The sequence below is a fragment of the Streptomyces sp. NPDC107498 genome (assembly GCF_055582805.1).
The window spans coordinates 41538-59342 of sequence record NZ_JBVJPE010000024.1 but is presented as its reverse complement, the minus strand read 5'-3'; the positions used below and the strand labels follow the sequence as shown (position 1 = coordinate 59342).

Below are 17805 nucleotides of genomic sequence, written 5' to 3'. Positions count from 1 at the left end.
GCGACAACATCGGAATCACCCCTTTCATTTCCATCGGCGGGGCGCTTTGCCAATTCGTTGCCGGGCCGCCGCCCCGCCCGGGGCCCTCCCCCGCACCCCTTACGCTCGTGGCATGGCCCCGCGCACCACCCGCCCCGTCGGCACCCCGACCCGCGGGACCACCAACCCGAACCGGCTGCGCCGCATGGACCGCTGGATCGCCGCCGTCCACGGCCCCGCCCTGCGCCGCTCCCCCGAGCCCCCGCTCGCCGTCGACCTCGGATACGGGGCCGCCCCCTGGACCGCCGTGGAGCTCCTGGCCCGGCTGCGCACCGCCGAGCCCCGCACCCGGCTCTACGGCATCGAGATCGAACCCGCCAGGGTCGAGGCCGCGAAGCCGTACGAGCGGGAGGGCCTCTCCTTCCTGCACGGCGGCTTCGAGGTGCCGGTGCCCGGCCGGGTCGCCCTGATCCGGGCGGCGAACGTGCTGCGCCAGTACGACGAGGACCAGGTCGCGGCCGTCTGGGCGAGGCTCCGCGGGCGGCTCGCGCCCGGCGGGCTGCTGGTGGAGGGGACCTGCGACGAGATCGGCCGCCGGCACGTGTGGGTGGCGCTCGACGCGGCCGGGCCGCGCACCGTGACCTTCGCGACCCGGCTCGGCTCGCTCGACCGGCCCTCGGACCTCGCGGAACGGCTGCCGAAGGCGCTGATCCACCGGAACGTGCCGGGCGAGCCGGTGCACGCCTTCCTGCGGGACTTCGACCGGGCGTGGGCCGCGGCCGCCCCGTACGCCTCGCTGGGCGCGCGGCAGCGCTGGATCCGCTCCGTCCGCGACCTCGCGGCGGACTGGCCGCTGACGGACGGCCCGCGCCGCTGGCGACAGGGCGAGGTGACGGTCCGCTGGGAGGCGCTGGCGCCGCGCGGGTGAGGGCCCGAAAGAAGCGGTGGCGCCGCGTGGGTGACGGTGCGGGGGGTAGCTGCGGCGGCACGTGGGTGACGGTGCGGGGGCACGTGCTTCCGCGGTGCGTCGGCAGGCGCTTCCGCCGGGGCTCTCCTCCCCCTTTTTCCCCAACTCCCACTGAATTTCCCGTGCGCAGGGAACGCCACACGCGCATCACTCGTCACCCGTGGGGGGAGCGGGCTCGCCAGGCCCCGGTTTCCCCTGTCGTTTTCCGGTTCCGCATGGCACTATCGCCAGGCCACCACCAAGTTACTGACGGTAAATCAGATATGGGTCACTCGAGGGGGAGCTCGTGAACCGACGCCGCCACGCCATCGCCGCGATCACCGTGATCTGCGCCCTGACCGTGCTGGCCTCTCCCGCGCTGACCCTCCAGGCCGCCGCCGCGCCGCTCCCGCCTCCCCCGCCGAGGAAGAGCCTGGAGGAGGTGCGCGCGGAGATCGACGACCTGTACCGCAAGGCCGCCGTCGCCACCGACGCGTACAACCTCGCCGAGGAGAAGACGAAGGAGCAGTCCGCCGAGATCGTCCGGCTCGCCCGGATGATCACGGACGGCCGCGAGAAGATCGAGAACCTCAAGGCCAAGGCCGGCGCCGCCGCCCGCGCCCAGTACCGCAACGGCGGACTCCCGGACGGCGCGCAGCTCGTCCTCACGAACGACCCGCAGCTCTTCCTCGACGCCACCGGACGGCTCCAGGCCGGCGCGAAGGCCACCCACGACCTCCTGGGCGAGATGGTCCGCGCCCAGGCCGAGTTGGACACGTACGCCAAGGACGCCGGCGCCAACTGGACCAAACTGGAGGCCAACCGCGTCCGGCAGGCGAAGGCGAAGAAGGAGATCAACGACAGGATCGCCGCCGCCGAGAAGCTGGAGTCCGAGCTCGCCGCCGAGGAGCGCGAGCGGCTGCGGCTCCTGGAGGAGCAGGCCCAGAACCGGGCCCAGACGACCTGGCTCGGCACCGGCGTCCTCAAGGGCCTGAAGGAGGGCGCGACCACGGAGGGCAGGAAGGCGGTCGAGTTCGCGACGGCCCAGATCGGCAAGCCGTACGTCTGGGGCGCCGAGGGACCGCTCTCGTACGACTGCTCCGGGCTGACCCAGAGCGCCTGGGGCGCGGCCGGCCAGGGCATCCCGCGCACCTCGCAGGAGCAGTGGCGGCTCCTGCCGCACGTGGACATCGGGGACATGCGGCCCGGCGACCTGATCGTCTACTTCAAGGACGCGAGCCACATCGGGATGTACGTCGGGAACGGGATGATCGTGCACGCGCCGCGCCCGGGGCGGAACGTGACCCTCGCGGGCGCGGGCTCGATGGAGATCCTGGGCGTGGTCCGTCCTTCGTGACGGGAGCCACCTCCGGCACCCGGGGCGCGTGACCGGCGCCACTGCCACCGCGTGACGTTTCTCATGGGTCCGGGGCCTCCTCGCGGGACCGCACGGGGCAAGTACCTCCCCTTCCGCGGCATATGCCAAGTCCGGCGCGCGCCCTCGGGGACTGATCACCATTCCGCTGCGCACCGCCCTACCGCTATGGTCCGGGACGGGCGGGACGCCACCCGGCGCCCTGCGCACCCTCGGGGGAGGGAAGGAAACCCGGACCGATGCCCGCATCCGTACCGCGTCAGAGAAACGTCTCTGCCGCTGCGGGACCCGGCGGGGCCACCCCAATGGACGCCACTCCCATGACAGGCACAGTCACCGGCACCGACCGTACCGATCTCACCCTCCTGGTCGTCGAGGACGACCCGGCGGGTGCCCTCGCCGTGCCCGAACTGCTCGACGCGGCCGACGCCGCCGGCACACGGGTCCGCATCCGCACCGCCCGGAACCTCACCGAGGCCGAGCGGCTCCTCACCGACGACGTCCACTGCGTCCTCGTCGACCTCTCCCTGCCCGGCCCCCGGGCCGCCGCCGGCGACGACCCGCTCGCCCCGCTGCGGCACATCCTGCGCCTCGCCCCGCGCCACGCCGTCCTCGCGCTCGCGGCCTCCGCCGACGCCGAACTGGCGGCCGAGGCGGTGCGCGTCGGGGCCCAGGACCACCTCTTCCGCGAGGAGCTCGACGGGCGGCTGCTCAGCCGGGCCATCCGGTACGCCGTGGAACGCAAGCGGGCCGACGCCGTCCAGGTGAAGCTCGCCGAGTCCCGGCTGCGCGCCCAGGAGAACGCCCGGCTCGAACGCGGGCTGCTGCCGACCCCGCTCCTGGAGGGCTCCGACCTGCGCTTCGCCGCCCACTACCGGCCCGGCCGCTCCCGCGCCCTGCTCGGCGGCGACTTCTACGACACCGTCCGCACCCCCGACGGCACCGTCCACGCCATGATCGGCGACGTCTGCGGGCACGGCCCCGACGAGGCCGCGCTCGGCGTCGAGCTGCGGATCGCCTGGCGGGCGCTGACCTTCGCGGGCCTCTGCGGGGACGAGCTGCTCTCCACGATGCAGCAGGTCCTGGAACACGAGCGGGAGAGCGACGAGATCTTCGCGACCCTCTGCACCGTCGACATCGCGCCCGACGGGCGCCGGGCCGGGCTCTGCCTGGCCGGGCACCCCTCGCCGCTGATCGCCCGGCAGGGGCGGGCCGCCCGTCTCCTCCCGTACGAGGACGGCGGCCCGGCCCTCGGGCTGCTGCCGCGCGCCCGCTGGCCGCGCCGGCAGGTCGAGCTGGGCGGGGCGTGGAGCCTGCTCATGTACACGGACGGCCTCATCGAGGGCCGCTCGGCGGGCCCCGACTCGCCGCGGCTCGGCCAGGACGGGATGGTCGAGATGATCAACCGCCAGCTGGCCTCGGGCCTGCGCGGCGAGGAGCTGCTCGAGGCGGCCGTGACGGAGGTCCGGTCCCTGAACGGCGGCGAGCTGACGGACGACGTCGCCGTCCTGGCCCTGGAAAGGGACAGGACCCGGGGGTAGCACCTCCCGGGTCCTTGTCCGTGTGAGCCGTACCGCCTAACGGCCGCCGTTGTACGGGCCGTACGGTCCGTCGCTGCTGGAGCCGCCGCGGCGGCCGCCCCGGCCGCCGCCGGAGACCTGCGCGAGCGCGGGCCGCACGTCCACCATGAAGACGATGGCGGCGATCAGCCCCGCGATCTGGAGGAACAGCATCGGCAGCAGCAGGTTCAGGACGAGGTTGATGCCCAGGACGATCAGCCAGAACTTCTTCGTCTGCTTGTCGGCGGCGCGGTAGGCGTCCTCGCGCGCCATGGCGGCGAAGACGAGCGCGGCGACGGCGAAGCCGGTGAAGACAAGGAAGATCACCAGGGAGAGAAGGGAGTCGAATCCCGCGCGCAACATGCTGAGCACCGCCTAGTGGGGATGGAGAGAGAGCGCCTCGCGGTCAAGGTACCCGGTACAACGCACCGGGTACCCCCAGGAGTGCCCGCCCTACTCCTTCTCGGCGGCGACGGGCGTCTTCTTGGCGGAGGCCTTGCGGGCGGTGGTCTTCCGCGCGGGCGCCTCCTCTTCCCCGGTCCCGGGCTCGGAGACGTCGGCGCTTCCGTCCGCCTTCGCCCCGGGCTCGGGCTTCGCCTCCGGCTCGGGCCTCGACTCCGGCTCGACGACGACGGCGATCTCGGTGATCTCGTCGGCGACCCCGCCGCGCCAGGCGCGGACGGCCTCCTCGCCGTGCGCGGCGACCTCCTCGTACTTCTCGCGCGCCTTGACCGCGTACTCGGCGGCGACGCCGACCCCGCGCAGAGCCAGGTCCTGGGCGGTCTCGCCGAGCTTCTTGAGGTCGGTGTCGAGGCCGCCGACGACCTCGGCGAACTTCGTCCGCGCGGTGGCCTGGGCCTCCTTGGCCTGCGCGGTCACCTTCTCCTGGACGGCCTTCGGGTCGGTCTTCCGTACGGCGTCGATGCGGGCGGGCGCCTCGGCGGCGATCTGCTCGATCAGGCCGGGAACCTTCCTGGCCTGCTGGACGGCGAGGTCGGCGGTGCCGGCGGCGAAGTAGAGGGGGGTACGCAGTTCGTCGATGATGGCCATGCTGGTGGTCCTCCCGGATGTGACGTACTGGTGCGGGCTAGCTCGAAGGCGGTGCGGCCTCCACGTCGGCCGTCGCGGTGGCGTCGGCGGCGTTCTCCTTGCGGAAGGAGTCGTAGATCTGGAGCAGCACCTGCTTCTGCCGCTCGTTGATCGAGGGATCGGCCAGGATGACGGCGCGCGTCTCCAGCTCGTCCCGCTCCTTCTCGTCGAGGATCCCGGCCCGTACGTAGAGCGTCTCGGCGGAGATCCGCAGCGCCTTCGCGACCTGCTGCAGGACCTCGGCGCTGGGCTTGCGCAGCCCGCGCTCGATCTGGCTGAGGTACGGGTTCGACACCCCGGCGGCGTCGGCGAGCTGACGCAGGGAGAGCTGCGCGGTCCGCCGCTGTTCGCGGAGGTACTCGCCGAGGTTGCCGACGTTGAGCGATGCCATGTCCTCGACCATGCCAGCCATTGCTAACTATTGCAAGCAGGCGCTTGCAAAAGTCGCGCCCAGGGTGGGGCGGGCCGTGCGATGCTGGGGGCGTGGACCTGGACGACCTGAGACGACTGCGCCGCGCGCGGGACACGATGGACCGCGACTACGCCTCGCCGCTGGACGTCCCGGCCCTGGCCAGGGTCGCCCTGATGTCGACGGGGCACTTCGCCCGCAGCTTCCGCACCGCGTTCGGCGAGACGCCGTACAGCTATCTGATGACCCGCCGCGTGGAGCGGGCGAAGGCGCTGCTGCGGCGGGGGGACCTGAGCGTCACCGAGGTCTGCTTCGAGGTCGGCTGCACGTCGCTCGGGTCGTTCAGCTCGCGCTTCACCGAACTGGTCGGCGAGACGCCGAGCGCGTACCGCGCGCGGAGCCACGAGGAGGGCGCCGCGATGCCGGCGTGCGTCGCCAAGGTGCTCACGCGGCCCGTGAAGAACGGCGGAAGCGCACGGGACGCCGCGCGTGGCGCCGAACCGGTCAGGAACGGAGAAGCGGGTTCGAGCGCCTCGCCGTAGCGTCGACGGCATGAACGACATCAAGCTCTCCCAGTGCTTCATCACCGTCGACGACGCCGACGAGGCGCTCGGTTTCTACCGGGACGCCCTCGGCCTGGAGGTCCGCAACGACGTCGGCTACGAGGGGATGCGCTGGGTGACCCTGGGCTCGCCCGCGCAGCCGGACGTGGCGGTCGTCCTCGAGACCCCGCTCCCCGACCCCGACGCCCCGGAGGCCGACCGCGAGGCGGTCAGGAACCTCCTCGCCAAGGGCCTGCTGCGCGGCGTGATCTTCTCCACCGAGGACGTCGACGCCACCTTCGAACGCGTCCGGGAGGCCGGCGGCGAGGTGCTCCAGGAGCCGGTCGACCAGCACTACGGCGTCCGCGACTGCGCCTTCCGCGACCCGGCCGGCAACGTGATCCGCTTCGCCCGGCCCAAGGCCTGAACTCCCGCGCCGGGCCCCCGCCGTGCCAGCATGTGCGGGGGCCCGACGAGGAGGAACGGCATGACGGTGGACGAGCGGGACGACCTCACGGGCCCCCGGCGGCGCGCGGACGTCCTCGACGAGACGGCGGCCCCGGGGCCGGGGCGCTTCACCGGCCCCGCGACCGGGGACGAGCTGCCGATGCTCGCCGAGTTCCTGGCGGACCAGCGGGCGACCCTGGTGCTGAAGTGCGCCGGCCTGGAGGGGGAGTTGGCCCTCAGGGCGGTGGAACCGTCCACCCTCTCCCTGCTCGGCCTGGTCCGGCACCTCGCCGACGTCGAGCGCCACTGGTTCCGCCGGGTGCTGGCCGGCGAGCAGGACGCGGGCCCCCTCTTCTCCTCCCCCGCCTCCCCGGACGGGGACTTCGACGAGGTCGCGTCGGACCCGGCGGCGGTCGCGGCGGCCTGGGAGGCCTGGCGGGCGGCGGTGGCCCACTCCGACCGCTTCACGGCCGGGGCCCCGCACCTCGACGTCTCGGGCGAGGACGCGTGGCGGGGGAAGGTCTCCCTGCGGTGGGTCCTCATCCACCTGATCGAGGAGTACGCCCGCCACAACGGCCACGCGGACCTCCTCCGCGAGCGCATCGACGGAACGCGGGGCGTGTAGGGGCCGCGCCACGGCAGACGGAGGGCGGGCGCGGCCACCGCCCCCCGCACTCGTCCCCGGCCACCGCCCCCGCACTCGTCCGCTTCGTGACGATCCGCGACGGGTCGGTCCTCGTTACGCTGGCACGCATGACCTCCATGGCCCCCACCCGCACCGAGCCCGACCTCTCCTACCTCCTCGACCACACCAGTCACGTCCTGCGGACGCGCATGGCGGCCGCGCTCGGGGAGATCGGGCTCACCGCGCGCATGCACTGCGTGCTGGTGCACGCCCTGGAGGAGGAGCGGACCCAGGCGCAGCTCGCCGAGATCGGGGACATGGACAAGACCACGATGGTGGTGACCGTCGACGCCCTGGAGAAGGCCGGACTCGCCGAGCGCAGGCCGTCCACCACCGACCGCCGGGCGCGGATCATCGCCGTCACCGAGGCGGGGGCCGAGGTGGCGCGGCAGAGCCAGGAGATCGTCGACGGCGTCCACGAGGGCGCCCTCTCCTCCCTCCCCGACGACGAGCGCGAGGTCCTGCTGCGCGCCCTGGACCGACTGGTCACCGGCCCTCTGGGGACCGCCGTCGAGAGCCCCAGGCCTGCCCGCCGGGCCCGTCAGCGGGCATGAGGCCGAACTCCTCCCGTAAAAAATAGTCTGCAACAAAACCATCTGCTAACGTCACTCCTGTCGCCTCCGTCGAACAGGAGAGATCCCCGTGCCCACCGCGCCCTCCGGTCCCCGCCTCGCCCTCGGCGTCCTCGCCACCGGCATGCTGATGACGGTCCTCGACGGCAGCATCGTCACCGTCGCCATGCCCGCCATCCAGGGCGACCTCGGCTTCACCCCCGCCGGCCTCAGCTGGGTCGTCAACGCCTACCTGATCGCCTTCGGCTCGCTCCTCCTCCTCGCCGGACGGTTCGGCGACCTCGTCGGCCGCAGACGGATGTTCCTCGCGGGCACCGGGATCTTCACCGCCGCCTCGCTCCTCGCAGGAGTCGCCGCCTCCCCCGCCGTCCTCGTCGCCGCACGCTTCCTCCAGGGCGTCGGCAGCGCGACGGCCTCCGCCGTCGGCCTCGGCATCCTCGTCACCCTCTTCACCGAGCCCCGCGAACGCGCCCGCGCCATCGCCGTGTTCAGCTTCACCGGCGCCGCCGGCGCCTCCCTCGGCCAGGTCCTCGGCGGCGTCCTCACCGACGCCCTCGCCTGGAACTGGATCTTCTTCATCAACCTGCCCATCGGCGTCGCCACCGTCCTCGTCGCCCTCCGCGCCCTCCCCGCCGACCGCGCCCCGGGCCTCGGGGCCGGCGCCGACGTCATCGGCGCGCTGCTCGTGACCGGCGGCCTCGTGGCCGGGATCTACGCCGTCGTCAGGATCGAGGCGCACGGGGCCGGTTCGGCGCACACCCTCGGCTTCGGGGGCCTGGCCCTCGCCCTCCTGGCCGGCTTCCTGCTCCGTCAGGCGAAGGCCGCGACCCCCCTCATGCCGCTGCGGATCCTCCACTCCCGCAGCGTCGCCGGCGCGAACGCCGTCCAGATGCTCATGGTCGCCGCGCTCTTCTCCTTCCAGGTCCTCGTCGCCCTCTACCTGCAGAAGGTCCTCGGGTACGGGGCCGCCGGGACCGGCTTCGCGATGCTGCCCGCCGCGCTCGTCATCGGCGCCGTCTCGCTCGGCGCCTCGGCCCCCCTCATCGCCCGCTTCGGCGAGCGGAACGTCCTGCTCGCCGGCCTCGTCCTGCTCGTCGGCGTCCTCGGCCTGCTGGCCCGCGTCCCCGTCCACGCCTCGTACGCCGCCGACCTGCTCCCCGTGATGCTGCTCGCCGCAGGCTTCGGCCTCGCGCTCCCCGCCCTCACCGGGCTCGCCATGTCCGGCGCGGAGGAGGCCGACGCGGGCCTGGCCTCCGGGCTCTTCAACACCACCCAGCAGATCGGCATGGCCCTCGGCGTCGCGGCCCTCTCCACCCTCGCCGCCGCCCGCACCGAGTCCCTCACGGCCGCCGGCCGGCCCGGGCCCGAGGCGCTGACGGGCGGCTACCACCTCGCCTTCGGCGTCGGCGCGGGTCTCCTCCTCCTCGCCCTGACCGTCGCCCTCACCGTCCTGCGCCCGGCCGCCACCGCCGAGTCCCGGGAGATGACCACGGCGGCGTGAGAGCCGGCCGGCCCGTCGCCGCCCCGCTGTTCCTCCGGACCCGGCGACGGGGCCACCGCCGCCGGACTCACGGGGTCGTACGGAGACACTCCGGCAGCTCCGCCGCGTGCACCAGCGCGAGGCGCGACACCGCCCGGGTGAGCACCACGTACAGCCGGTTCGGCCCGCGCGCCTCGGCCGCCACGATCGCGGCCGGTTCGACGACCACGACGTGGTCGAACTCCAGGCCCTTGACGACGGTGGCGGGCAGCACGGTCACCCGCTCCCCGCACCCCCTCACCTCCTCGGCCACCCCTGCGGCCACCGCGTCGACCAGCCCGTCCGCCGTGATGACTCCCACCGAGCCCTCCGCCGCGAGCGCGGCCCGCACGGCCTCGCGGGCCCCGGCGACCAGGTCCGTCGTCCGATGGACCGTCACCTCCCCGTCCCGGCGCACCGAACGTCCCGCGGGCACGTCGGCGCCGAGCCGTGGCAGGAGGCGGTTGGCGAGGTCGACGATCGCCGCCGGCACCCGGTAGCCGAGGGTCAGCGGCACGACCGGCGTCCCGGCCTTGCCCAGGTGCGCCAGCTGCTCGTCCCAGGCGCGGGCCGCCCACGGGGTGGTGCCCTGGGCGAGGTCCCCGAGGACGGTGAGCGAGCCGAACCCGGTGCGGCGGGCGATGGCCCGGCACTGCATGGGCGAGAGGTCCTGGGCCTCGTCGACGACGACGTGCCCGTAGCTCTCGGGGCGTTCGATCAGACCGGCGAGCTCGTCGAGGAGGACGAGGTCGGCGGCGGTCCAGCGCGCCGAACGGTACGAGCGCGGCGGCCGCGCCCAGCGGATCGCGGCGAGCTCCTCCTCGGTCAGGGCGGGGTCGGACGGATCCGTCAGGACCTCCGCGAGGACCTCCTCCGGCGTTGTCCTCGGCCAGCACGCGTCGAGGAACGCCGTCACCGCCCGCGCCCGTTCGATCCGCCGCGCCCAGGCCGCCCCCATGGGCCCCGAGCGGCGTTCGGCCCGGAGCTGGAGGGCCCGGAGGACCCGGGCGCGGACCCGTTCGCGGCCGGTCGCGTAGGGCGGGGCCTCCGCCCGTACCGCCGAGACGATCGCGGCGAGCTCCGCCGCCGGGAGCCGCCAGTGGTACGAGCCGTCGGGGACGGCCAGGTCCTCCGCCGGGGCCGGGTCGACCCTGCCGTACAGCGCGCGGTGCAGCACCCGCGCCATCCGGGGGTCGTGCTTGGTCCGGGCCGCCGCCTCGTCGTCCTCGGCCCGGACGGGGTGGCGGGCGATCTCCTCGTCGAGGGTGGCCTGCCGGATCCCGGTCTCGCCGAGCGAGGGCAGCACTTCGGCGATGTACGAGAGGAAGGCCCGGTGGGGGCCGAGGACGAGGAGGCCGGAGCGGCGGATCCGCTGCGGGTGTGTGTAGAGGAGGTACGCGGCCCGGTGCAGGCCCACGGCGGTCTTGCCGGTGCCGGGGGCGCCCTGCACGCACAGGGAGGCGGCCGGCCCGGAGCGCACGAGGTCGTCCTGCTCGGGCTGGATGGTGGCGGCGATGTCCCGCATGGGGCCGACCCGGGGGCGCTCGATCTCGCCGGCGAGGAGGGCGCTGACCGTTCCCGTGCCGCCGTCCGCGAGGCGTTCGTCCTCCAGGGCGGTCAGGTCCTCGGTCGCGCCCCGGCTGTTCGGGGCCCAGCCGAAGCGGCGGCGGCGCAGGACGCCCTGCGGGTCGTGCGCACCGGCCTGGTAGTAGGCGCGGGAGACGGGCGCGCGCCAGTCGACGACGAGCGGCGGGGCGGCCGGGTGCTCGGCGATCCGGCGGCGGCCGATGTGGTGGACCTGGCCGTCCTCGCGGTCGAGGCGGCCGAAGAACAGGGGGCCGGGCGGCTGCTCGCCCATCTCCTTGGCGCGGCTGCGCAGGTGGTGGCCGAGCACTTCGGCGTCGGCGCCGGAGGCGGCGACGTCCTCGCCGGTGACGACCTGCTCGGCCACGTCCTCGGTCATGCGGATCAGGGCGGCGCGGCAGGCGTCGTGGTGGGAGCGTTCGCGGGCGAGCTCGAGGTCCAGTGACGTCATTCCGCCAAGACTAACGGAAAGCGTTACCGGGTTACATTTTTTACTCAGGAACGCCGAGTGGTCGGCACGGCCGTTCCCCTCGGCGGTCGGTCAGTACGGCAGGCCCTCCCGCAGCGACCGGAACGCCGCCTCCGCCGCCGCCACCGCGTCCCCCGCCACCGCTTCCATCGCCTCGCCGGCCGTCAGCCGCGCCACGTTCTCGTTCGCCAGGACCCGCAGCACGGCCACGATCTGCCCGGCCGCGAGCCGCGCCGACAGCGGGTCGCCGCCGAGCGCCCGTGCGAGGGCCTCCTCCGACCGCTGCTGGTAGGCGTGGATCCCGGCGAGCAGGGCCGGCGTCCCGTACAGGAGCCGGTGGTACGCCAGGACCGCCGGCACGTCACAGAGCCCGGTGACCGGATCGCGCCGCGAGAGCCCGTCCGACAGGTGCGCGTGCAGCGCGTCGAGCGGCGCCGTGCCGCGGGCCCGCCCGGCCTCCACCACGCGCGCGGACTCGTCCTCGTGATCGGCGAACCGGTGCAGGACCAGGTCCTCCTTGGCGGGAAAGTAGCGGAAGAGGGTCGGCTTCGAGACCTCGGCGGCGGCGGCCACCTCCGCGACGGACACCGCGTCGAAACCCTTCTCCAGGAAGAGCGCGACGGCCGCGTCCGACAGGGCCTGCCGGGTCCGCGCCTTCTTCCGCTCGCGAAGACCGGCCGGCCCGGTCACACCGTCCTCCGCCACCGGGCGCCTCCTTCGTAGGACGCCCATCCTAGGACGCCCGCCCGGGAGCGCCCGGCCTCAGAAGACGTCGGGCGAGAAGGGCCGCAGCGGGGTGCGGAACAGCAGGTCGGCACGGACGGCCGCGCCGGGCGTCAGCTCCTCCACGCGCCCGAGCCGGGACAGCCGCACGGCCGACTCGTCACCGAACGCGAGCGTGCCCACCTCCGCGACGTCGAGGGCGAGATCGGCCACCCCGGTCGTACGGGCACAGGCCGCGCCCGTCGGGGAGGCGTCGAGCCGGAAGCGGCCGCCGGCCAACCCGTCGGCGTCCCGCACCTCCAGGACGAGGCCGTCCTCCACCGGATAGGTCCGGCCCTCCAGGACCCGGACCACGTCCAGGACCCGGACCCACAGCATGTCCACGTACGTCAGCGTCCTGGCCGCGCGCGGGTCGGGCAGCAGCAGCGGCAGCGGGTCGTCGGGCGCCCGGTGGCCGGACCGGACCGTGGCGATCCAGTCGACCGAGCAGAGGTAGTGCCACAGCGCGCGCTCGGCGGCCGGGGTGACGGCGATGAGGTCGCGCACGGTCGCCGTGTTCAGCGGGCGCTTCGCGTCGTCCCACCGGTCGTCGGCGGTGTACGCGACGTACCCCTCGACCTCGCCGGACTCCGACCGGTACACCGCGTAGTACGGCTCCTGCCACGGATGGCTCTGGTGGCCGAGGCCCGTGCCCTGCTCCCAGCCGCGCCGGTCGCGGTTCGTGACCCCGGCGCGGACGCCGGCCAGCCGGCGGTGCACCTCGGGGCCCACCTCGCGTATCTCGTCGCCGTCCGTCAGATCGATCCGGCCGCCGTCCTCCGGTCGACCCGATCGGCGCGGGTCGAGACCGGCCCGGTTCACGTCGACGCTCCACTCGGCGGCCCAGCTCGCCGGACCGAAGCCGAACCGCCCGTAGATCGGGTACTCGGCGGCGATCAGGGTCGCGACCGCGTCGCCCCGCTCCTTCGCCGCGGCGAGGTCCGCGGCCATCATGCGGCTGAGCAGCCCGCGCCTGCGGTGCGTCGGCGAGACCGTGACCTGGGTGATCGCGTCGGCGGCCAGAGCACCGCCGCCGACCGTGCTGACCTCCTGCCGGAAGGACCGGAAGGTGGCGACGATCCGGCCCCGGTCGAAGGCGCCGAGCGTCCGCGCGAGGTCCGCGTGGGCCAGCCGGTCCGCGACCTCCTCGTCGGAGACGACCGGAGTCCTGAGGAACCCGGTGCGCAGCGCCCGCTGCCAGTCGCGGAACTCGGGCTCCGTCACCGCGCGCACGTCGATACCCATCCCCCGACCCTACGCACGGCGCGATCGGCGCCGCACCCGACTTTTCCGGGCCCGGTCAGGCCAGCAGGTCGTCGACCTGGGCCTCGCCCTCCCGGTAGCGGCGGGCGATCTCCGCGCTGCAGTCGTCGGCGGTCCGCTGGAGGTGCTGACGGCGCCGCGAGACCTCCTGCTCGTGCCCCGCGAGCCTGCCCATCGCCGCGTGCAGCTCGTCGTCCGTCCGCGCCGTCAGGTCCGACAGCTCGACCTCCGACAGCATCTCGGTCGCGAGCGTCCGGTACTCCTCGCCGCGCGGGGTCGACAGCGTCACGTGCCGCGCCGAGCTGCGGTGCCGCGAGGGCACGTCGGCGAGGATCTCGGAGAGCCGGTCGAGGACCGGGGCCTCCGGATCGGTCCGCCGCGCCAGCTCGGCCCGCAGGATGTCGATCCGGCCCTGGAGCATCCGGCGCACGTAGCTCAGGTCGGCCTCGTCGCTCTGCGCGTCCCGGCGCAGCGCCCGCAACTCCGGCAGCCGCAGGGCACCGAGGTCGGGCCGCGTCCGGTCCGCCGGGTCGGCGGACCGCTGTGCGGGTGGGCGCGCCACGGGTCCTCCGCCCGGTCCTCCGCCCCGGGTTCCGGAGCGGATCAGCGGTACGGGACCGGACGGCGTCGGCCCGGTTCCAGGTGCACTCATGAGAATCGTCCCCTCGACCGGTGCGGTCGGCCGCACCGCCTCCCACGCATGGTGCCACCCCGCCCGCGCGCGTGCAGGCGCTCTGCACCCGTTCGGCCCCTCGTCCTTCGGCCCGCGACCCGCTCGGTAGGTTGGTGCGCATGCGAGCAGTGGTGCAGAGGGTCGACGGCGCGAGCGTCGTCGTCGCAGGGGAGACCGTCGGGGAGATCACCGGCGAGGGGCTGTGCGTCCTGGTCGGGGTGACCCACGACGACACCCCGGAGAAGGCCGCCCAATTGGCCAGAAAGCTCTGGTCCGTCCGAGTACTGGACGACGAGAAGTCGTGCTCCGACGTGAACGCGCCGCTGCTCGTCGTCTCCCAGTTCACCCTCTACGGAGACGCCCGCAAGGGCCGCCGCCCCACCTGGAACGCCGCGGCCCCCGGCCCGGTCGCCGAACCCCTCGTCGACGAGGTCGTCCGACAGCTCCGCGCCCTCGGCGCGCACGTGGAGACGGGCCGGTTCGGCGCGAAGATGAGCGTCTCCCTCACGAACAACGGCCCGTTCACGGTACTGATCGAGGTCTGAGCCCCGGGCCGCGACGGCCGCCCACGGCTCGACGACCGTCCACGGCCCGACGACCCTCTACGGCTCGACGACCGTCTCCTGTGCCGCCGCCGTCGTGCCGGCGATCAGCGGGGCGTCCACCGGGACGTTCCGCTTCACCAGGGCCAGGGCGATCGGCCCCAGTTCGTGGTGGCGGACGGCCGTCGTGACGAAGCCGAGCTGGCGGCCCTCCTCGCCGTCGGACGCGAGCCGGAGCGGGGTGCCGTGGGCGGGCAGCAGGACCTCGCTGCCGTCCAGGTGCAGGAAGACCAGGCGGCGCGGCGGCTTCCCCAGGTTCTGCACCCGGGCGACGGTCTCCTGCCCCCGGTAGCAGCCCTTCTGGAGGTGGACGGCGCTGCCGATGAGGCCGACCTCGTGCGGAATGGTCCGGTGGTCGGTCTCGAAGCCGAGCCGCGGCCGGTGCGCCTCGACCCGCAGCGCCTCGTACGCGAGGATCCCGGCGGCCGGCCCGTGCGAGGCCGCGAAGGACTCCAGGTCGGCACGGGGCAGGAACAGGTCGCGGCCGTGCGGGGTCTCCCGTACGACGACGCCCTCGGGCACCGCGGCGATGGAGCCGGCCGGGAGGTGGACGACCGCGAGGTCCTCCGTGCGGTCGGCGACCTCCACCCGGTAGAAGAACTTCATCGACTCCAGGTACGCGAGCAGCTCCTCGCGCGTTCCCGGCTCGACGTGCGCCCACACCGTCTCGCCGTCGTCGACGAGGTACAGGGCGTGCTCGATGTGCCCGTTCGCGGAGAGGATCAGCGCCTCGGTCGCCTGCCCGGGCGGCAGCTCGGTCAGGTGCTGGGTGACGAGCAGGTGCAGCCAGCTCAGCCGGTCGTCGCCGGAGACGGCGACGACCCCCCGGTGCGAGAGGTCGACGAAGCCGTCGCCTTCGGCGAGGGAGCGCTGCTCGCGGAACAGGTCGCCGTAGTGCGCGGCGACGCCTTCGTCGCGGCCTTCGGCGGGGACGGCGCCGGGCAGGGACAACAGAGGGCTCTTCATACGACAGAGCCTACGACTCGGCGGCAGCATCCCTGTTCGAGCAGTCCCGGCAGCGCCCGAAGATCGCGAAGTGCTTCATGTCCGTCTCGAACCCGAAGGTCTCGCGGAGCTTCCCGGTGAACTCGGCGGCCACCTCGACGTCCGCCTCGATCACCTCGGAGCAGTCCCGGCAGACCAGGTGCAGATGGTGGTGCCGGTCGGCGAGGTGGTACGTCGGGGCGCCGTGCCCCAGATGCGCGTGGCTGACCAGACCCAGCTCCTCCAGGAGCTCCAGGGTCCGGTACACGGTGGAGATGTTCACCCCGGAGGCCGTCCTGCGGACCTCGCCGAGGATGTCGTCCGGGGTCGCGTGCTCCAGCCTGTCCACGGCTTCCAGGACAAGCTGGCGCTGCGGCGTCAGCCGATAGCCGCGCTGCCGCAGGTCGCTCTTCCAGTCGGTGCTCACCACGCCCTCCAGTGTAGGAGGGCGCGGCGCGTCGCACCCCGGTGCGTCTAGCGGAAGAAGGCGATGCCGTCGTCCGGCATGTCGGGCAGGTTGCGGGCCATCTCCGCGACCTCCTCCGGCGTCACGACCTTCTTCAGGTGCGCCGACATGTACGGGCGGAGCGGGACCTCGGGGGTCGCCTTCTCGCCGACCCACATCAGGTCGCTCTTCACGTAGCCGTAGAGGCGCTTGCCGCCGCTGTACGCGTCCGAGGCCGCGGTCCGGGCGACGGCGTCCGTCGCCAGGTCGATCTGCGGCTTCTGGTCGGCGAGCTCGCCGTACCAGATCTCGACGATGCCCTGGTCACGGACCATGACGACCTCGACCTTGCGGTCCTTGTCGATCCGCCAGTAGCCGCTTTCGCTCTCCAGCGGGCGGACCTTGTTGCCGTCGTTGTCGAGGACCCAGGAGTGCGAGGTGTACTCGAGGAAGTCCCGGCCGTCGTGGCTGAAGGTCACGGACTGGCCGAAGTTGCACTTCTCGGCGCCGGGGAAGTCGGAGACGCCCGCGCCCTCCCACGTACCGAGCAGGAACGCGAGGGGGACGAGGTCCGGGTTGAGGTCGGACGGGATCTCGATCATGAGCAGCTCTGGCGTTCTCTAGAGGTGGTTACCGCTGGCCCTGGTACAGCTTCTTCACGGTCAGACCGGCGAAGGCGATCACGCCGACGGCGACCAGGACCAGGAGGGTTTCGAAGAAAGCGATCATGGGGTGCTCCTCGACTGAGCGGTGAAGGCGGAACGGGCCGGACCCCAGCTTAGTGGGCGGGAGTCCGGCCCACCCCGTGAGGTGGGTCTGGCGGGGCACGGCTAGCCGAGCAGCTGTGCCTGGAGCGCGACCGTCTGCGGGAACGGCACCGTGAGTGCGCCGCCCCTCCGGGTCTCGGCGGTGCCGCCGACGAGGCCGAGGACGGCGGCGACGGCGACCAGTCCGACGGTACGGAGGGCCCGGCGGCACGGTCGACGGACCGGAGGTGCGGGTTCCGCGACCGTCTCCGGCTCGGGTGGTGATGTGGTATCCGTATTTTGGATACTTTCTTCGATGCCCAAGAGTCCCCCCACGAGACCTGAAGCGCGGATTCCGTCACCCGCGCACACAGCCGACACGCGAGGGGCGCATGGGGTTCCAGTGCCGCGCATTACAGTTCGGCACATGGCGAAGAAGCTCGTGATCAAGGTGACCGCAGGGGCCGACGCCCCCGAACGCTGCTCCCAGGCCTTCACGGTGGCCGCCGTCGCCGTCGCCAGCGGCGTCGAGGTCTCGCTCTGGCTGACCGGCGAGTCCTCCTGGTTCGCCCTCCCCGGCCGCGCGGCGGAGTTCGAACTCCCGCACGCGGCGCCGCTGCCGGACCTGATCGACTCGATCCTGGCGGCCGGCCGCATCACGCTCTGCACGCAGTGCGCGGCCCGCCGCGAGATCACGGAGGAGGACGTCCTGGACGGCGTGCGCATCGCCGGCGCCCAGGTCTTCGTCCAGGAAGCGATGTCCGACGAGGCCCAGACCCTCGTCTACTGACGTCGACGCGCCCCCGCCCCGCTCACGGCTCCCGGCGCTTCTTGCCGTCCAGCTCGTCCCACCACTCGTCCGACTTCGGGTCGCCCGAAGGATCGTCCCACCAGCGGTCCTCCGGGCCCCGCCGGTTCGCGATCATCGCGGCGACCGGGGGGATGACCATGGCGACGACGCACATGCCGATGGCGACGGGCATCGAGAAGAGGCGCACGACGGCCCAGGCGCCCACGAAAAGCACCAGGCAGACGCCCATCATCCAGAAGTAGACGTGCCGACGTCGCGCGTACACACCTTCAGCGTACGACCGGAACGGAACAGACCGAAGGGCCGTGCCTCAGGTCCTGGAATGGCGTCCAACCCCCCAGGAG

Annotated in this window: 22 protein-coding genes; 10 read left to right on the top strand and 12 right to left on the bottom strand. The window is 73.5% G+C overall.

Going from position 1 to position 17805, the window contains the following annotated elements; genetic code table 11:
* The first annotated feature begins 112 nt into the window (after positions 1 to 112).
* The 3 genes from ACZ66Z_RS31165 to ACZ66Z_RS31155 all read left to right on the top strand — a co-directional run bounded on the left by ACZ66Z_RS31165 (position 113) and on the right by ACZ66Z_RS31155 (position 3841).
* The gene (locus tag ACZ66Z_RS31165; RefSeq protein WP_469938840.1) at positions 113 to 907 is read left to right on the top strand and encodes a class I SAM-dependent methyltransferase; all 795 of its coding nucleotides are present in this window, start codon (positions 113 to 115) and stop codon (positions 905 to 907) included.
* 325 nt (positions 908 to 1232) lie between these two features.
* Positions 1233 to 2282: a C40 family peptidase gene (locus tag ACZ66Z_RS31160; protein WP_469938838.1), complete on the top strand. Its 1050-nt coding sequence runs from the start codon at positions 1233 to 1235 to the stop codon at positions 2280 to 2282.
* Between the two features lie 323 nt (positions 2283 to 2605).
* Positions 2606 to 3841, top strand: a complete 1236-nt coding sequence (locus tag ACZ66Z_RS31155) for a PP2C family protein-serine/threonine phosphatase (protein ID WP_469938837.1) — start codon at positions 2606 to 2608, stop codon at positions 3839 to 3841.
* Positions 3842 to 3877: 36 nt separating this feature from the next.
* Here the strand turns inward: ACZ66Z_RS31155 and ACZ66Z_RS31150 are convergent, their stop codons facing one another.
* The 3 genes from ACZ66Z_RS31150 to ACZ66Z_RS31140 form a co-directional block, all read right to left on the bottom strand.
* The gene (locus ACZ66Z_RS31150; RefSeq protein ID WP_469938835.1) at positions 3878 to 4222 is read right to left on the bottom strand and encodes a DUF2516 family protein; all 345 of its coding nucleotides are present in this window, start codon (positions 4220 to 4222) and stop codon (positions 3878 to 3880) included.
* 90 nt (positions 4223 to 4312) lie between these two features.
* The gene (locus ACZ66Z_RS31145) at positions 4313 to 4909 is read right to left on the bottom strand and encodes a hypothetical protein (RefSeq protein ID WP_469938833.1); all 597 of its coding nucleotides are present in this window, start codon (positions 4907 to 4909) and stop codon (positions 4313 to 4315) included.
* A gap of 37 nt (positions 4910 to 4946) precedes the next feature.
* Complete coding sequence (locus ACZ66Z_RS31140; protein WP_469938832.1) at positions 4947 to 5339, bottom strand: helix-turn-helix domain-containing protein; 393 nt, start codon at positions 5337 to 5339, stop codon at positions 4947 to 4949.
* 92 nt (positions 5340 to 5431) lie between these two features.
* Here ACZ66Z_RS31140 and ACZ66Z_RS31135 point away from each other — a divergent pair, with 92 nt between their 5' ends.
* The 5 genes from ACZ66Z_RS31135 (at position 5432) to ACZ66Z_RS31115 (ending at position 9104) form a co-directional block, all read left to right on the top strand.
* On the top strand, positions 5432 to 5899 hold the full coding sequence (locus ACZ66Z_RS31135; RefSeq protein WP_469938830.1) for a helix-turn-helix transcriptional regulator: 468 nt from the start codon (positions 5432 to 5434) through the stop codon (positions 5897 to 5899).
* A gap of 10 nt (positions 5900 to 5909) precedes the next feature.
* Positions 5910 to 6326: a VOC family protein gene (locus ACZ66Z_RS31130; protein ID WP_469938828.1), complete on the top strand. Its 417-nt coding sequence runs from the start codon at positions 5910 to 5912 to the stop codon at positions 6324 to 6326.
* Between the two features lie 60 nt (positions 6327 to 6386).
* Positions 6387 to 6971: a DinB family protein gene (locus ACZ66Z_RS31125; protein WP_469938826.1), complete on the top strand. Its 585-nt coding sequence runs from the start codon at positions 6387 to 6389 to the stop codon at positions 6969 to 6971.
* Positions 6972 to 7099: 128 nt separating this feature from the next.
* A complete protein-coding gene (locus ACZ66Z_RS31120) occupies positions 7100 to 7585 on the top strand; it encodes a MarR family winged helix-turn-helix transcriptional regulator (RefSeq protein ID WP_469938825.1) in 486 nt (161 codons plus the stop codon).
* Positions 7586 to 7727: 142 nt separating this feature from the next.
* On the top strand, positions 7728 to 9104 hold the full coding sequence (locus ACZ66Z_RS31115; RefSeq protein ID WP_469938907.1) for an MFS transporter: 1377 nt from the start codon (positions 7728 to 7730) through the stop codon (positions 9102 to 9104).
* 67 nt (positions 9105 to 9171) lie between these two features.
* On the opposite strand, the gene ACZ66Z_RS31110 is transcribed toward ACZ66Z_RS31115, so the two are convergent.
* From ACZ66Z_RS31110 to ACZ66Z_RS31095, 4 genes are all read right to left on the bottom strand, one after another.
* Entirely contained in the window at positions 9172 to 11157 is a 1986-nt protein-coding gene (locus ACZ66Z_RS31110) for a HelD family protein (RefSeq protein WP_469938823.1), read from the bottom strand.
* 90 nt (positions 11158 to 11247) lie between these two features.
* Entirely contained in the window at positions 11248 to 11907 is a 660-nt protein-coding gene (locus tag ACZ66Z_RS31105; RefSeq protein WP_469938821.1) for a TetR/AcrR family transcriptional regulator, read from the bottom strand.
* Positions 11908 to 11937: 30 nt separating this feature from the next.
* Positions 11938 to 13182: a GNAT family N-acetyltransferase gene (locus tag ACZ66Z_RS31100; RefSeq protein WP_469938819.1), complete on the bottom strand. Its 1245-nt coding sequence runs from the start codon at positions 13180 to 13182 to the stop codon at positions 11938 to 11940.
* A gap of 55 nt (positions 13183 to 13237) precedes the next feature.
* A complete protein-coding gene (locus tag ACZ66Z_RS31095) occupies positions 13238 to 13852 on the bottom strand; it encodes an RsiG family protein (protein ID WP_469938818.1) in 615 nt (204 codons plus the stop codon).
* A 140-nt stretch (positions 13853 to 13992) separates the two neighbouring features.
* On the opposite strand from ACZ66Z_RS31095, the gene dtd reads away from it, so the two are divergent.
* Positions 13993 to 14418, top strand: a complete 426-nt coding sequence (gene dtd / locus ACZ66Z_RS31090) for a D-aminoacyl-tRNA deacylase (RefSeq protein ID WP_469938816.1) — start codon at positions 13993 to 13995, stop codon at positions 14416 to 14418.
* A gap of 57 nt (positions 14419 to 14475) precedes the next feature.
* Here the strand turns inward: dtd and ygfZ are convergent, their stop codons facing one another.
* The 4 genes from ygfZ to ACZ66Z_RS31070 form a co-directional block, all read right to left on the bottom strand.
* The gene (ygfZ, locus tag ACZ66Z_RS31085; RefSeq protein ID WP_469938814.1) at positions 14476 to 15441 is read right to left on the bottom strand and encodes a CAF17-like 4Fe-4S cluster assembly/insertion protein YgfZ; all 966 of its coding nucleotides are present in this window, start codon (positions 15439 to 15441) and stop codon (positions 14476 to 14478) included.
* 10 nt (positions 15442 to 15451) lie between these two features.
* Positions 15452 to 15889 (bottom strand): Fur family transcriptional regulator, encoded by a 438-nt coding sequence (locus ACZ66Z_RS31080; RefSeq protein WP_469938813.1) that lies wholly within the window; start codon positions 15887 to 15889, stop codon positions 15452 to 15454.
* A 44-nt stretch (positions 15890 to 15933) separates the two neighbouring features.
* Positions 15934 to 16506 (bottom strand): heme-binding beta-barrel domain-containing protein, encoded by a 573-nt coding sequence (locus ACZ66Z_RS31075; protein WP_469938812.1) that lies wholly within the window; start codon positions 16504 to 16506, stop codon positions 15934 to 15936.
* 228 nt (positions 16507 to 16734) lie between these two features.
* A complete protein-coding gene (locus tag ACZ66Z_RS31070; RefSeq protein WP_469938810.1) occupies positions 16735 to 16974 on the bottom strand; it encodes a hypothetical protein in 240 nt (79 codons plus the stop codon).
* Positions 16975 to 17077: 103 nt separating this feature from the next.
* Here ACZ66Z_RS31070 and ACZ66Z_RS31065 point away from each other — a divergent pair, with 103 nt between their 5' ends.
* Entirely contained in the window at positions 17078 to 17440 is a 363-nt protein-coding gene (locus ACZ66Z_RS31065) for a DsrE family protein (RefSeq protein WP_469938808.1), read from the top strand.
* A gap of 22 nt (positions 17441 to 17462) precedes the next feature.
* Here the strand turns inward: ACZ66Z_RS31065 and ACZ66Z_RS31060 are convergent, their stop codons facing one another.
* Positions 17463 to 17726, bottom strand: a complete 264-nt coding sequence (locus tag ACZ66Z_RS31060) for a DUF3099 domain-containing protein (RefSeq protein ID WP_469938806.1) — start codon at positions 17724 to 17726, stop codon at positions 17463 to 17465.
* Positions 17727 to 17805 lie beyond the last annotated feature (79 nt).

Bases quoted from the DNA above. Each gene is read 5' to 3' on its own strand.
- ACZ66Z_RS31165 (WP_469938840.1), top strand. From the start codon at position 113: ATGGCCCCGCGCACCACCCGCCCCGTCGGCACCCCGACCCGCGGGACC.
- ACZ66Z_RS31155 (WP_469938837.1), top strand. From the start codon at position 2,606: ATGGACGCCACTCCCATGACAGGCACAGTCACCGGCACCGACCGTACC.
- ACZ66Z_RS31150 (WP_469938835.1), bottom strand. From the start codon at position 4,222: ATGTTGCGCGCGGGATTCGACTCCCTTCTCTCCCTGGTGATCTTCCTT.
- ACZ66Z_RS31145 (WP_469938833.1), bottom strand. From the start codon at position 4,909: ATGGCCATCATCGACGAACTGCGTACCCCCCTCTACTTCGCCGCCGGC.
- ACZ66Z_RS31140 (WP_469938832.1), bottom strand. From the start codon at position 5,339: ATGGCATCGCTCAACGTCGGCAACCTCGGCGAGTACCTCCGCGAACAG.
- ACZ66Z_RS31130 (WP_469938828.1), top strand. From the start codon at position 5,910: ATGAACGACATCAAGCTCTCCCAGTGCTTCATCACCGTCGACGACGCC.
- ACZ66Z_RS31125 (WP_469938826.1), top strand. From the start codon at position 6,387: ATGACGGTGGACGAGCGGGACGACCTCACGGGCCCCCGGCGGCGCGCG.
- ACZ66Z_RS31120 (WP_469938825.1), top strand. From the start codon at position 7,100: ATGACCTCCATGGCCCCCACCCGCACCGAGCCCGACCTCTCCTACCTC.
- ACZ66Z_RS31115 (WP_469938907.1), top strand. From the start codon at position 7,728: ATGCTGATGACGGTCCTCGACGGCAGCATCGTCACCGTCGCCATGCCC.
- ACZ66Z_RS31110 (WP_469938823.1), bottom strand. From the start codon at position 11,157: ATGACGTCACTGGACCTCGAGCTCGCCCGCGAACGCTCCCACCACGAC.
- ACZ66Z_RS31105 (WP_469938821.1), bottom strand. From the start codon at position 11,907: ATGGGCGTCCTACGAAGGAGGCGCCCGGTGGCGGAGGACGGTGTGACC.
- ACZ66Z_RS31100 (WP_469938819.1), bottom strand. From the start codon at position 13,182: ATGGGTATCGACGTGCGCGCGGTGACGGAGCCCGAGTTCCGCGACTGG.
- ACZ66Z_RS31095 (WP_469938818.1), bottom strand. From the start codon at position 13,852: ATGAGTGCACCTGGAACCGGGCCGACGCCGTCCGGTCCCGTACCGCTG.
- dtd (WP_469938816.1), top strand. From the start codon at position 13,993: ATGCGAGCAGTGGTGCAGAGGGTCGACGGCGCGAGCGTCGTCGTCGCA.
- ygfZ (WP_469938814.1), bottom strand. From the start codon at position 15,441: ATGAAGAGCCCTCTGTTGTCCCTGCCCGGCGCCGTCCCCGCCGAAGGC.
- ACZ66Z_RS31075 (WP_469938812.1), bottom strand. From the start codon at position 16,506: ATGATCGAGATCCCGTCCGACCTCAACCCGGACCTCGTCCCCCTCGCG.
- ACZ66Z_RS31065 (WP_469938808.1), top strand. From the start codon at position 17,078: ATGGCGAAGAAGCTCGTGATCAAGGTGACCGCAGGGGCCGACGCCCCC.